The sequence below is a fragment of the Pseudomonas sp. BF-B-26 genome (genome assembly GCF_019956495.1).
In the GTDB taxonomy this organism is placed as follows: Bacteria; Pseudomonadota; Gammaproteobacteria; order Pseudomonadales; family Pseudomonadaceae; genus Aquipseudomonas.
On the sequence record NZ_JAHBDP010000053.1, the window covers coordinates 40,359 to 53,419 of the forward strand.

Here is a 13,061-nt window from a genome sequence, read left to right on the forward strand (position 1 = left end):
AGAGAAGCTGCGAAGCAGCATCGCGAGAAAGCTGACCATGGTTGAAAATAGCGAACTACGCAAAGCCGGCCTCAAAGTGACCCTTCCACGGGTCAAGATTCTGCAAATGCTCGATTCCGCCGAGCAACGCCACATGAGTGCCGAGGACGTCTACAAGGCGCTGATGGAGGCTGGTGAGGACGTCGGTCTGGCCACGGTTTACCGTGTTCTGACCCAGTTCGAGGCAGCTGGCCTTGTGGTGCGGCACAACTTCGACGGAGGCCATGCGGTCTTCGAGCTGGACGACGGCAAGCATCACGACCATATGGTCAACGTCGAGACCAGTGAAGTGATCGAATTCTTCGACGAAGAAATCGAGCGACTGCAGAAGGCAATCGTCGACAAGTATGGCTTCGAGATGGTTGATCACAATCTTGTGCTGTACGTGCGCAAGAAAAAGTAAGCATGTCGCGCGAACTTAAGGTTCGCGAAACGAGCGAAGGCGACCCCAGGGTCGCCTTCGTGCTTTCTGCCGTTCTTAAATTTTGGCGGTGACGACCATTTTCCTGGCGTGAGCCAGAGATTCCTTTGTAAGGTCGATGCCTCCCAGCATTCGCGCCACTTCTTCGACACGATCGTTCTTGCTCAACTTGGCGACGGCTGTGTGAGTGGCATCTTCGCCGCGCACTTTGTGTACGAATAGATGTTGATGTCCCTGCGCAGCTACTTGCGGCAAGTGAGTTACCGTCAATACCTGCCCGCGCTCCCCAAGTCGACGCAGCAATTGGCCCACGATTTCGGCGGTCGGACCGCCAATGCCCACGTCCACTTCGTCGAACACCAGGGTCGGTACGCGGGAGGTCTGCGCGGTGATCACTTGAATCGCCAGGCTGATCCGTGACAATTCGCCGCCGGATGCCACTTTTGCCAGCGCTTTCAAAGGTTGGCCCGGGTTAGCACTCACCAGCAGCTCTACCTGCTCAAGACCATTGGGTAGCAGTTCATCACTACTATTGGGGCGCAGCTCGATAGTGAAGCGCCCACCAGGCATGCCCAGTCGCTGGATTTCATGCTCCACGGCGCTGGCCAGGCTGTTCGAGGCCTGATGGCGCAAATCGCTGAGCTCGCGAGCCTTTTCCTGATAGTGGCGGGCATAGGAGGCCAGTTCATCGCTCAGTCGCTCGATGGATTCGTCGTTGGCATTCAGGGTTTCGATTTCATCCAGCAAGCGCTGCTGCATCTCGGCCACTTCGGTCGGCTGGATGCGGTGTTTGCGCGCCATGGTATAGATCGCATCAAGACGTTCCTCCAGGTACTGAAGACGCGCCGGATCGGCATCGAAGTTATCAAGGAAGCGGTTCAGTTCTCCCACGGCTTCTTCGACCTGGATCTGTGCGCTGGTCAGCAGACTGCTGGCTTCGCCCAGGGCCCCAATCGAATTGTTGACGCTCGAAAGGCGATTGAGGCTGGCAGTGAGGGCGTTCAGTACATTCCCTGAATCACTTTCGCTGCATTGTTCGACCACTTGCCGGCAAATGCCCAGCAGGGTTTCGGCGTTGGTCAGGTTCTTGTGTTCCTGCTCCAGCTGCTCCAGCTCACTTTCGCCGAGGCCGAGGTTTTCCAGCTCTTCGAGTTGATAACTGAGCAATTGATGGCGAGCGCGTTGCTCATCGCCGGAATTGGAAAGGCGTTCCAGCTCCTGGCGGGTCTGGCGCCAGCGTTGGGCGGCCAGGTGTACCTGGCGGGCAAGGTCTGTTGCACCCGCGTACTCGTCGAGCAGGCGGCGGTGCGTGTCGGTCTTGAGCAGGGATTGATGTTCATGCTGGCTGTGGATATCGATCAGCAGTTCACCCAGGGCCTTGAGGTCGCCGAGAGGGCAGGGCGTGCCGTTGATGTAGCCACGCGAGCGCCCTTCGGCGGTGATCACCCGGCGCAGAATGCACGGGCCATCGCTCTCCAGGTCGCGCTCGGCCAGCCAGGCACTGGCTTCCGGGATATCGACCAAATCGAAGGTTGCCAGGATATCGGCCTTGTCGGCACCGGGACGGACCACGCCGCTGTCGGCGCGATCGCCCAGGGTCAGGCCGAGGGCGTCGAGCATGATCGACTTGCCGGCGCCGGTTTCCCCGGTGATCACGCTCATCCCGCGATCGAGTTCGAGATCGAGATGTTCAACGATGGCGTAGTTATGTACGGACAGGTGCACCAGCATAAAGGCCGCTCCCAGGCTTTAGGTCTGGTTATTTATACAGTGTTTTGTTTCTGGCTGACAATGCCCTCCCTTAGCTCGATTTGCTTGATCCGACGAAATCCTTAGTGCGCCAGGGAATGACAATGCAGCTGTTGTTTGTAGGGTTAATAAATAAGCGCCCCTTGAAGCTGAATTTTGCGGCCCCATATAGCTGGGCAGAAGCGCGAGTTGAGCTCGCGGACGATATTGAAAGGAGAAATCTATGGCTGACGAACAGACAGTGGATACGCAAAATCTAGACGCCGATCAGGCTGCCCAGGACTCGGGTGATGAACTGGCGGCTCGTGTTCAAGTGCTCGAAGAGCAATTGGCTGGCGCTCATGATCAGGCTTTGCGTGTAGCGGCTGATCTGCAGAACGTCCGCCGTCGCGCCGAGCAGGATGTAGAAAAGGCTCACAAGTTCGCATTGGAGAAATTCGCCGGTGACTTGTTGCCGATCATCGACAGCCTGGAGCGTGGTCTGGAGTTGTCCAGCCCGGACGATGAAAGCATTCGTCCAATGCGCGAAGGCATCGAGCTGACCCTGAAAATGTTCCAGGACACCCTGAAGCGTTATCACCTGGAAGCGATCGATCCGCATGGCGAGCCGTTCAACGCCGTTCAGCATCAGGCAATGGCCATGCAGGAAAGCGCCGATGTCGAGCCGAACAGCGTGCTCAAGGTGTTCCAGAAGGGCTATCAGCTCAACGGTCGCCTGTTGCGCCCGGCCATGGTCGTGGTCAGCAAGGCGCCGGCACCGGTTTCGCCTTCGATTGACGAGCAGGCTTGAAATTAGCCGCAAGGCCCCCATTTAGAAGTCAAGCGTTTAAGTGCTACCGCAGATAGCCACCACTGCTGCGGCAACAAAATCCAAAGTTTCGGGAGAGTGAACATGGGCAAAATTATCGGTATCGACCTGGGGACTACCAACTCCTGCGTCTCCGTGCTTGAAAACGGCGTAGCCAAAGTTATTGAAAACGCTGAAGGCACGCGTACCACGCCGTCGATCATCGCTTACGCCAACGATGGCGAAATCCTCGTTGGTCAATCGGCCAAGCGTCAGGCTGTGACCAATCCGCACAACACCCTGTATGCGGTGAAGCGTCTGATCGGTCGTAAGTTCGACGAAGAAGTCGTACAGAAAGACATCAAGATGGTCCCGTACAAAATCGCCAAGGCTGATAACGGCGATGCGTGGGTTGAAGTGAACGGCCAGAAAATGTCGCCGCCACAAATCTCGGCTGAAATTCTGAAGAAAATGAAGAAGACCGCCGAAGACTACCTCGGCGAGCCAGTGACCGAAGCGGTAATCACCGTTCCGGCGTACTTCAACGACAGCCAGCGTCAAGCCACCAAAGACGCCGGCCGCATTGCGGGCCTGGACGTAAAACGTATCATCAACGAACCAACCGCAGCCGCTCTGGCTTACGGTATGGACAAGGCGAAGGGCGATCACACCGTGATCGTTTACGACTTGGGCGGCGGTACTTTCGACGTTTCCGTGATCGAAATCGCTGAAGTCGATGGCGAGCACCAGTTCGAAGTTCTGGCCACCAACGGTGACACGTTCCTGGGTGGTGAAGACTTTGACATTCGTCTGATCGACTACCTCGTTGACGAATTCAAGAAAGAAAGCGGCATGAACCTTAAGGGTGATCCGCTGGCCATGCAGCGCCTGAAAGAAGCCGCTGAAAAAGCCAAGATCGAACTGTCTTCGAGCAATTCGACCGACGTGAACCTGCCGTACATCACTGCAGACGCCACCGGTCCTAAGCACTTGAACGTGAAAATCTCCCGCGCCAAGCTCGAAGCGCTGGTAGAAGACCTGGTTCAGCGCACCATCGAACCTTGCCGCATCGCTCTGAAAGACTCTGGCATCGACATTGGAGCCATCAACGACGTGATCCTGGTCGGCGGTCAGACCCGTATGCCACTGGTTCAGAAACTGGTGACCGAGTTCTTCGGTAAAGAAGCGCGTAAAGATGTGAACCCGGACGAAGCCGTTGCCATGGGTGCTGCTATCCAGGGTGCAGTATTGGCCGGTGACGTGAAAGACGTTCTGCTGCTGGACGTTAGCCCGCTGACCCTGGGTATCGAAACCATGGGCGGCGTGATGACCGCGCTGATCGAGAAAAACACCACGATTCCTACCAAGAAATCGCAAGTGTTCTCGACTGCCGACGACAACCAGGGCGCTGTGACCATTCACGTGTTGCAAGGTGAGCGTAAGCAAGCCGCTCAGAACAAGTCTTTGGGCAAGTTCGACCTGGCCGAGATTCCACCAGCTCCACGTGGCGTGCCACAAATTGAAGTGACCTTCGACATCGACGCCAACGGCATTCTGCACGTAGGCGCCAAAGACAAGGCTACCGGCAAGACTCAGTCGATCGTGATCAAGGCCAACTCCGGTCTGTCCGAGGAAGAGATTCAGCAGATGATTCGCGATGCTGAAGCCAACGTCGACGCAGATCGCCAGTTCGAAGAGCTGGCAACCGCTCGCAACCAGGGCGATGCGCTGGTTCACTCGACTCGCAAAATGGTCGCAGACGCTGGCGATAAAGTGACTGCTGAAGAGAAGACTGCAATCGAAGCTGCTGTTGTTGCGCTGGAAGCCGCTGTCAAAGGCGACGACAAGGCCGCGATCGAAGCCAAGGTTGAAGAACTGTCGAAAGTCTCCGCTCCAGTGGCGCAGAAGATGTACGCCGAGCAGGCTCAACCTGCTGAAGGTGCTGCACCGCAAGGCGAATCGGCTGAGAAGGCTGACGACGTCGTCGACGCTGAGTTCGAAGAAGTCAAAGACCACAAGTAAGTTGTTGGTCGGCCGGTTGACTGCCTTTAGGCGGTGACTGGTAGGATGTCGCCGCGCGGGGGCTTGCTCCCGCGTTGGCGTGTCTGGAGTTAGCGAATTTTTACAGCATGCGACAAAGGCGGAGTGAGTGGCTTGTTCGTTAGAGCAAGTTCGGATGCTTGGGCGCCATAGCCAAGGCGCTGCGACGACTCATAGCTCGCTATGGGGAGGAGCGGCAACGCAGGGTTTGGTGTTCAGGCGCCGGAATTGCCTAACGAACAAGCCATTCAGTCCGCCCCCGTGTTGGCGGTATGGCCGGAAATGCTCCTGCTTTTCGAGCCGAAAGTACCGCAATGAATCAAAGACCAGGATCGTTGAATTGACGTGAGTTGGGTCCGGGCCTGTATTGGGGCTCAACGAGTTTGGCAAGGCTCAGGAGAGGTTTGCCGAACGTCCTTAAGAGTGCAAAGACTTATGGCAAAGCGTGACTATTACGAAGTGTTGGGTGTTGAGCGTGGCTCAAGCGAAGCAGACCTGAAAAAGGCCTACCGCCGCCTGGCGATGAAGCACCATCCAGACCGTAATCCCGATGACAAAGCGTCGGAAGATATGTTCAAGGAGGCCAACGAGGCCTACGAAGTCCTGTCCGATTCCAGCAAGCGAGCGGCGTACGACCAGTACGGTCATGCCGGTGTCGACCCAAGCATGGGTGGCGGCGGTGCCGGGTTTGGCGGTCAGAACTTCTCCGACATCTTTGGTGATGTCTTCAGTGACTTCTTCGGCGGCGGTCGCGGCGGTTCTCGTGGCGGCGCTCAGCGTGGCAGCGACCTGCGTTACACCCTGGAACTGAATCTGGAAGAAGCGGTGCGCGGTACGACCGTGAATATCCGTGTTCCGACATTGGTCAACTGCAAGCCGTGCGACGGTTCGGGTGCCAAGAAAGGCTCCTCGCCGATCACTTGCCCGACGTGTGGCGGTATCGGTCAAGTCCGTATGCAGCAGGGCTTTTTCTCGGTGCAGCAGACATGCCCGCGCTGCCATGGCCAGGGCAAGATCATTTCCGATCCGTGCGACTCGTGCGACGGTCAAGGTCGTGTCGAAGAGTACAAAACCCTCTCGGTGAAAGTGCCGGCGGGCGTTGATACCGGTGATCGAATTCGTCTGTCCGGCGAAGGCGAGGCGGGGGCTCAGGGTGGTCCGACTGGCGACCTTTACGTGGTGATCAACGTGCGTGAGCACGCGATCTTCCAGCGCGACGGCAAGCACCTGTTCTGCGAAGTGCCAATCAGCTTTGTCGATGCTGCGCTGGGTGGCGAGCTGGAGATTCCGACCCTTGATGGCCGAGTCAAACTGAAAATCCCTGAAGGCACTCAGACCGGCAAGCAGTTCCGTGTTCGCGGCAAGGGCGTTGCGCCAGTGCGCGGCGGCGGTGCTGGTGACTTGATGTGTCGTGTGGCGGTCGAAACCCCGGTCAACCTGGGTCGTCGTCAGCGCGAATTGCTGGAAGAGTTCCGCAGTTCGCTGGCGGACGACAACAGCCATTCGCCTAAAACCACGGGTTGGTTCGAAGGCGTGAAGCGCTTCTTCGGCGATTTGTAAGGAGTCGGCATGCGACGTATAGCTGTGATGGGCGCTGCCGGGCGCATGGGCAAGATTCTGGTCGAGGCGGTGCAGCAACGCGCGCCGCTGACCGGGCTGACGGCAGCCATCGTACGCTCTGGCAGTACGCTGATTGGCGTGGACGCTGGTGAGCTGGCCTCGCTGGGACGTATCGGCGTTCCACTGTCCGGCAATCTGGACGCGGTGGCAGATGAGTTCGACGTGCTGATCGACTTCACGCTCCCGGAAGTCATGCTGAAAAACCTGGCGTTCTGCCGTAAGGCGGGCAAGGCCATGGTGATCGGCACGACTGGGCTGGACGCCGCGCAGAAGCAGCTGCTGGCCGAGGCCGGCAAGGATATTCCGATCGTGTTCGCCGCCAATTTCAGTGTCGGTGTAAACCTGTCGCTGAAGCTGCTCGACATGGCTGCTCGTGTGCTGGGTGATGACGCGGATATCGAGATCATCGAGGCTCATCATCGGCACAAGATCGATGCGCCTTCAGGTACGGCTCTGCGTATGGGTGAAGTCATCGCAAGCGCCCTGGATCGTGATCTGCAGAAGGTCGCGGTGTATGGTCGCGAAGGTCATACCGGTGTTCGCGAGCGTGAAACGATCGGCTTTGCCACTGTTCGCGGTGGTGATGTGGTTGGCGATCATACGGTGCTGTTCGCCTGCGAGGGTGAGCGGCTGGAGATCACGCATAAAGCGTCCAGTCGCATGACCTTCGCCAAAGGCGCGGTACGTGCTGCGTTGTGGCTGGACGGTCGTGAGCCGGGTCTTTACGACATGCAAGACGTACTCGATCTGCGTTAAGATGCGCCCGAAATCGGGTTCAAATCGTGAGTTTGAGCCCGGTTTTACTTCGCCAAGCGACGTCCTGTCGCATTCCCCGGCCTTTTAGGCTCATTGGCGGTAGACCAAAAATGCCTTTTTCTGTAAGCTACAGCTTTAGTGTGTCCACTAAAAGCGCGCAGAATTATTCGGTGAAGAAGCGGGGTGACGTGTCCATACGTCACTCCGCTTTTTTACAACCTGCGATCGCCCTTTCAGGCTTTATTTACGGGAGGTCTTCTTGACTAAGCCAGCCATACTCGCCCTTGCTGATGGCAGCATTTTTCGCGGCGAAGCCATTGGAGCCGACGGTCAAACCGTTGGTGAGGTGGTGTTCAACACCGCCATGACCGGCTATCAGGAAATCCTTACCGATCCTTCCTACGCCCAACAGATTGTTACCCTGACTTACCCGCACATCGGCAACACCGGCACCACGCCGGAAGACGCCGAGTCCAACCAAGTCTGGTCCGCTGGCCTGGTCATTCGTGACCTGCCGCTGGTTGCGAGCAACTGGCGTAACACGATGTCTCTGTCCGACTACCTGAAAGCCAACAACGTTGTGGCAATCGCCGGTATCGACACTCGCCGCCTGACGCGCATCCTGCGTGAAAAAGGCGCGCAGAACGGCTGCATCATGGCCGGTGACAACATTTCCGAAGAAGCCGCCATCGCCGCCGCCCAGGGTTTCCCTGGCCTCAAAGGCATGGACCTGGCGAAAGTCGTCAGCACCAAAGAGAAGTACGAGTGGCGCTCGACTGTCTGGGATTTGAAAACCGACAGCCACGCGACTATCGAAGCCTCCGAGCTGCCGTACCACGTGGTTGCCTACGACTACGGCGTCAAGCTGAACATCCTGCGCATGCTGGTCGAGCGCGGTTGCCGCGTGACCGTAGTGCCTGCACAGACACCAGCAGCTGAAGCGCTGGCATTGAAGCCGGACGGCGTGTTCCTGTCCAACGGCCCTGGTGATCCGGAGCCTTGCGACTACGCGATCCAGGCGATCAAAGACGTGCTGGAAACCGACATTCCGGTGTTCGGTATCTGCCTCGGTCACCAACTGCTGGCCCTGGCCTCCGGCGCCAAGACCCTGAAAATGGGTCACGGTCACCACGGTGCCAACCACCCGGTCCAGGATCTGGATACCGGTGTGGTGATGATCACCAGCCAGAACCACGGTTTTGCGGTAGACGAAGCAACCTTGCCAGCCAACGTCCGGGCGATTCACAAATCGCTGTTCGACGGCACCCTGCAAGGTATCGAGCTTACCGACAAGAGCGCCTTCAGCTTCCAGGGTCACCCTGAAGCCAGCCCTGGCCCGAACGACGTAGCACCACTGTTTGATCGCTTCATCAATGAAATGGCCAAGCGACGCTAATCGCTCGCCGTGATGTAGCAAAGCTTGGGGGCGGTCCCGACACCGGTGGCCCCCTCAAGACTTCAAAGATTGAACAAGACGGCTTGCCGACTGACCTGCGGATTTGAGTGACAAACCCATGCCAAAACGTACAGACATTAAAAGCATCCTGATTCTCGGCGCTGGCCCTATCGTGATCGGCCAGGCCTGCGAATTCGACTACTCCGGCGCCCAGGCCTGTAAAGCCCTGCGCGAGGAGGGTTACCGCGTCATCCTGGTGAACTCCAATCCAGCGACCATCATGACCGACCCGGACATGGCCGACGCCACCTACATCGAGCCGATCAAGTGGCAGACCGTTGCCAAGATCATCGAGAAAGAGCGCCCGGACGCGCTGCTGCCAACCATGGGTGGCCAGACCGCTCTGAACTGCGCACTGGACCTGGAGCGCGAAGGCGTTCTGGAGAAGTTCGGCGTAGAGATGATCGGCGCCAACGCTGACACCATCGACAAGGCTGAAGACCGTTCGCGCTTCGACAAGGCGATGAAATCCATCGGCCTGGACTGCCCGCGTTCGGGTATCGCCCACAGCATGGAAGAGGCCAACGCGGTCCTCGAGAAGCTCGGCTTCCCGTGCATCATCCGTCCGTCTTTCACCATGGGCGGCACCGGTGGCGGTATCGCTTACAACCGTGAAGAGTTCGAAGAAATCTGCGCCCGCGGTCTCGACCTGTCGCCGACCAAAGAGCTGCTGATCGATGAATCCCTGATCGGCTGGAAAGAATACGAGATGGAGGTTGTCCGCGATAAGAAGGACAACTGCATCATCGTCTGCTCGATCGAAAACTTTGACCCAATGGGCGTGCACACCGGTGACTCGATCACCGTTGCTCCGGCACAAACCCTGACGGACAAGGAATACCAGATCATGCGTAACGCCTCGTTGGCGGTACTGCGTGAGATCGGCGTGGAAACCGGCGGCTCCAACGTTCAGTTCGGCATCTGCCCGGACACCGGCCGTATGGTCGTGATCGAGATGAACCCGCGTGTATCCCGCTCTTCGGCACTGGCCTCGAAAGCCACAGGTTTCCCGATTGCGCGTATTGCCGCCAAGCTGGCGATCGGCTACACCCTGGACGAGCTGCAGAACGAAATCACCGGCGGCGCTACTCCCGCATCTTTCGAGCCGTCCATCGACTACGTCGTCACCAAGCTGCCACGCTTCGCCTTCGAGAAATTCCCGAAAGCCGACGCACGCCTGACCACTCAAATGAAGTCGGTCGGTGAAGTCATGGCCATCGGCCGGACGTTCCAGGAATCTCTGCAGAAAGCCCTGCGCGGTCTGGAAGTGGGTGTTTGCGGTCTGGACGAGAAGCTCGACCTGAGCAACCCGGAAAGCATGAGCGTGCTCAAGCGCGAACTGACCGTGCCGGGTGCCGAGCGTATCTGGTACGTGGCTGACGCCTTCCGCGCCGGCCTGTCGGTCGAAGACATCTTCGGCATGAACATGATCGATCCGTGGTTCCTGGTGCAGATCGAAGATCTGATCAAGGAAGAAGAGAAGGTCAAGACCCTGGGTCTGGCCAGCATCGACCGCGACTTGATGTTCCGCCTCAAGCGCAAAGGCTTCTCCGACATGCGTCTGGCCAAGCTGCTGGGCGTGACCGAGAAAGCCCTGCGTCGCCACCGTCACAAGCTGGAGATCTTCCCGGTCTACAAGCGCGTTGACACCTGCGCAGCCGAGTTCGCCACCGACACCGCCTACATGTACTCGACTTACGAGGAAGAGTGCGAAGCCGCACCATCGGGCCGCGACAAGATCATGATCCTCGGCGGCGGTCCAAACCGTATCGGCCAGGGCATCGAGTTCGACTACTGCTGCGTGCACGCGGCACTGGCCCTGCGCGAAGACGGTTACGAGACCATCATGGTCAACTGCAACCCGGAAACCGTTTCCACCGACTACGACACCTCCGATCGCCTGTACTTCGAGCCAGTGACCCTGGAAGACGTGCTGGAAATCTGCCGCGTCGAGAAGCCAAAAGGCGTGATCGTCCAGTACGGCGGCCAAACCCCGCTGAAACTGGCGCGTGCCCTGGAAGAAGCTGGCGTGCCGATCATCGGCACCAGCCCTGACGCAATTGACCGTGCCGAAGACCGTGAGCGCTTCCAGCAAATGGTTGAGCGCCTGAACCTGCGTCAGCCGCCAAACGCCACCGTGCGCAGCGAAGACGAAGCGATTCGTGCCGCCACCAAGATCGGTTACCCGCTGGTGGTGCGTCCGTCCTACGTATTGGGCGGCCGTGCGATGGAAATCGTCTACGAAGAAGAAGAGCTCAAGCGCTACCTGCGCGATGCGGTGAAAGTGTCCAACGACAGCCCGGTGCTGCTCGACCACTTCCTCAACTGCGCCATCGAAATGGACGTGGATGCGGTCTGCGACGGCACCGACGTGGTGATCGGCGCGATCATGCAGCACATCGAGCAGGCTGGCGTTCACTCCGGTGACTCCGCATGCTCCCTGCCGCCGTACTCGCTGCCTGCACACATCCAGGACGAGATGCGCGAACAGGTCAAGAAAATGGCCCTGGAACTGGGCGTTGTCGGCCTGATGAACGTTCAGTTGGCGCTGCAAGGCGAAGACATCTACGTCATCGAAGTCAACCCGCGCGCTTCCCGTACCGTACCGTTCGTGTCCAAGTGCATCGGTGTTTCCCTGGCAATGATCGCTGCTCGCGTGATGGCCGGTAAGACCCTGAAGGAAATCGGCTTCACCAAAGAAATCATTCCGAACTTCTACAGTGTGAAAGAGGCGGTGTTCCCATTCGCCAAATTCCCTGGCGTGGACCCGATCCTGGGCCCAGAGATGAAGTCCACCGGTGAAGTGATGGGCGTGGGCGACACCTTTGGCGAAGCATTCGCCAAGGCCCAGATGGGCGCCAGCGAAGTGCTGCCGACCGGCGGTACTGCGTTCATCAGCGTGCGTGACGACGACAAGCCACTGGTTGCAGGCGTGGCCCGTGATCTGATCAACTTGGGTTTCGAAGTGGTCGCCACTGCCGGTACTGCCAAGCTGATCGAAGCCGCAGGCCTGAAAGTGCGTCGTGTGAATAAGGTGACCGAAGGTCGTCCGCACGTGGTCGACATGATCAAGAACGACGAAGTCACTCTGATCATCAACACCACCGAAGGCCGTCAGTCGATCGCTGATTCCTATTCCATTCGTCGTAATGCCTTGCAGCACAAGATTTACTGCACCACAACTATTGCTGCTGGCGAAGCTATCTGCGAAGCGCTGAAGTTCGGTCCCGAGAAGACCGTGCGCCGCTTGCAGGATCTACACGCAGGATTGAAGGCATGATCAAGTACCCAATGACCGTCAAGGGCGCAAAGGCCCTGGAAGAAGAACACACTCACCTGACCAAGGTCGTCCGCCCGAAGCTCAGCCAGGACATCGGCACGGCCCGCGAGTTGGGTGACCTGAAGGAAAACGCCGAATACCACGCTGCTCGTGAGCAGCAAGGTATGGTTGAGGCGCGGATTCGTGACATTGAAGGCCGGATTCAGAATCAGGTCATCATTGATGTCACGACCATTCCTCACACCGGTAAAGTGATTTTCGGTACCACCGTTGAAATCGCCAATGTCGAGACTGACGAGCGCGTCACTTACCACATCGTGGGTGAGGATGAGGCTGACTTCAAACTCGGCAAGATTTCGGTCGGCTCGCCACTGGCCCGCGCCTTGATAGCCAAGGAAGAGGGTGATGTGGTTGCCGTGAAAACGCCTGGCGGCGTTATCGAGTACGAGATTGTCGAAGTACGCCACATCTAAACGCAGGCGCCCGCTACGTGCGGGTGCCATGCTTTGGCAGCTGACTCAGATGTTGTGGGTCGGCGGCCTGTGGCTGTTGCACATTGGTCTGCTGCCGGTGCTGGGCCGAATTGGTTTGGCACCGCTGCTGATCGACGAAATTGCAGGCATGCTTGATGCGCTGATGGTGGGGTTCGCCGCAGCGTGTGTGATTTTTCAGGCTTTGGTGCTGGTTCAGGCCGAGGGCCTTGCCAGTCTATGGCGCGATATTCGCGGGCAACTGCTGATGATGGCGCTGTATGCGTGTGCGATGTATGTCGCGGTGCGTATCGGCTGGCCGGATGCCGTGCGTTGGCAGGTGTTCAGCTATCTTGTTCTGGGGTTTTCCGGGCTGGTGCTGGTGTTGCAACCGGTGCCTGGATGGAGTGGCAGGGTGCGCGAAGCACACCCTTGACCCTTGT

General features: G+C 58.2%; 10 protein-coding genes. 9 read left to right on the forward strand and 1 reads right to left on the reverse strand.

Annotated features, from left to right (window positions below; translation table 11 throughout):
• Positions 1 to 37 precede the first annotated feature (37 nt).
• Positions 38 to 442, forward strand: coding sequence for a ferric iron uptake transcriptional regulator (fur, locus tag KGB03_RS04445; protein WP_003197684.1), 405 nt, complete (start codon positions 38 to 40; stop codon positions 440 to 442).
• Between the two features lie 75 nt (positions 443 to 517).
• Here the strand turns inward: fur and recN are convergent, their stop codons facing one another.
• Complete coding sequence (gene recN / locus KGB03_RS04450; protein ID WP_192410113.1) at positions 518 to 2,191, reverse strand: DNA repair protein RecN; 1,674 nt, start codon at positions 2,189 to 2,191, stop codon at positions 518 to 520.
• A 241-nt stretch (positions 2,192 to 2,432) separates the two neighbouring features.
• Here recN and grpE point away from each other — a divergent pair, with 241 nt between their 5' ends.
• The 8 genes from grpE to KGB03_RS04490 all read left to right on the forward strand — a co-directional run bounded on the left by grpE (position 2,433) and on the right by KGB03_RS04490 (position 13,054).
• On the forward strand, positions 2,433 to 2,999 hold the full coding sequence (gene grpE / locus KGB03_RS04455; RefSeq protein WP_223526447.1) for a nucleotide exchange factor GrpE: 567 nt from the start codon (positions 2,433 to 2,435) through the stop codon (positions 2,997 to 2,999).
• A 102-nt stretch (positions 3,000 to 3,101) separates the two neighbouring features.
• On the forward strand, positions 3,102 to 5,018 hold the full coding sequence (dnaK, locus tag KGB03_RS04460; protein ID WP_008149038.1) for a molecular chaperone DnaK: 1,917 nt from the start codon (positions 3,102 to 3,104) through the stop codon (positions 5,016 to 5,018).
• Between the two features lie 453 nt (positions 5,019 to 5,471).
• Entirely contained in the window at positions 5,472 to 6,596 is a 1,125-nt protein-coding gene (dnaJ, locus tag KGB03_RS04465) for a molecular chaperone DnaJ (protein ID WP_008149037.1), read from the forward strand.
• Between the two features lie 9 nt (positions 6,597 to 6,605).
• A complete protein-coding gene (dapB, locus tag KGB03_RS04470) occupies positions 6,606 to 7,412 on the forward strand; it encodes a 4-hydroxy-tetrahydrodipicolinate reductase (RefSeq protein WP_223526448.1) in 807 nt (268 codons plus the stop codon).
• A gap of 259 nt (positions 7,413 to 7,671) precedes the next feature.
• Positions 7,672 to 8,808 (forward strand): glutamine-hydrolyzing carbamoyl-phosphate synthase small subunit, encoded by a 1,137-nt coding sequence (gene carA / locus KGB03_RS04475; protein WP_123365215.1) that lies wholly within the window; start codon positions 7,672 to 7,674, stop codon positions 8,806 to 8,808.
• A 118-nt stretch (positions 8,809 to 8,926) separates the two neighbouring features.
• Positions 8,927 to 12,148 (forward strand): carbamoyl-phosphate synthase large subunit, encoded by a 3,222-nt coding sequence (carB, locus tag KGB03_RS04480; protein ID WP_192410115.1) that lies wholly within the window; start codon positions 8,927 to 8,929, stop codon positions 12,146 to 12,148.
• Complete coding sequence (greA, locus tag KGB03_RS04485) at positions 12,145 to 12,621, forward strand: transcription elongation factor GreA (protein WP_007933522.1); 477 nt, start codon at positions 12,145 to 12,147, stop codon at positions 12,619 to 12,621. The genes carB and greA overlap by 4 nt, the downstream gene beginning before the upstream one ends.
• A gap of 28 nt (positions 12,622 to 12,649) precedes the next feature.
• Entirely contained in the window at positions 12,650 to 13,054 is a 405-nt protein-coding gene (locus KGB03_RS04490; protein ID WP_192410116.1) for an MFS transporter, read from the forward strand.
• The last annotated feature ends 7 nt before the right edge of the window (positions 13,055 to 13,061 follow it).

Bases quoted from the DNA above. Each gene is read 5' to 3' on its own strand.
- grpE (WP_223526447.1), top strand. From the start codon at position 2,433: ATGGCTGACGAACAGACAGTGGATACGCAAAATCTAGACGCCGATCAG.
- KGB03_RS04490 (WP_192410116.1), top strand. From the start codon at position 12,650: ATGCTTTGGCAGCTGACTCAGATGTTGTGGGTCGGCGGCCTGTGGCTG.
- fur (WP_003197684.1), top strand. From the start codon at position 38: ATGGTTGAAAATAGCGAACTACGCAAAGCCGGCCTCAAAGTGACCCTT.
- recN (WP_192410113.1), bottom strand. From the start codon at position 2,191: ATGCTGGTGCACCTGTCCGTACATAACTACGCCATCGTTGAACATCTC.
- dnaJ (WP_008149037.1), top strand. From the start codon at position 5,472: ATGGCAAAGCGTGACTATTACGAAGTGTTGGGTGTTGAGCGTGGCTCA.
- carB (WP_192410115.1), top strand. From the start codon at position 8,927: ATGCCAAAACGTACAGACATTAAAAGCATCCTGATTCTCGGCGCTGGC.
- greA (WP_007933522.1), top strand. From the start codon at position 12,145: ATGATCAAGTACCCAATGACCGTCAAGGGCGCAAAGGCCCTGGAAGAA.
- dapB (WP_223526448.1), top strand. From the start codon at position 6,606: ATGCGACGTATAGCTGTGATGGGCGCTGCCGGGCGCATGGGCAAGATT.
- dnaK (WP_008149038.1), top strand. From the start codon at position 3,102: ATGGGCAAAATTATCGGTATCGACCTGGGGACTACCAACTCCTGCGTC.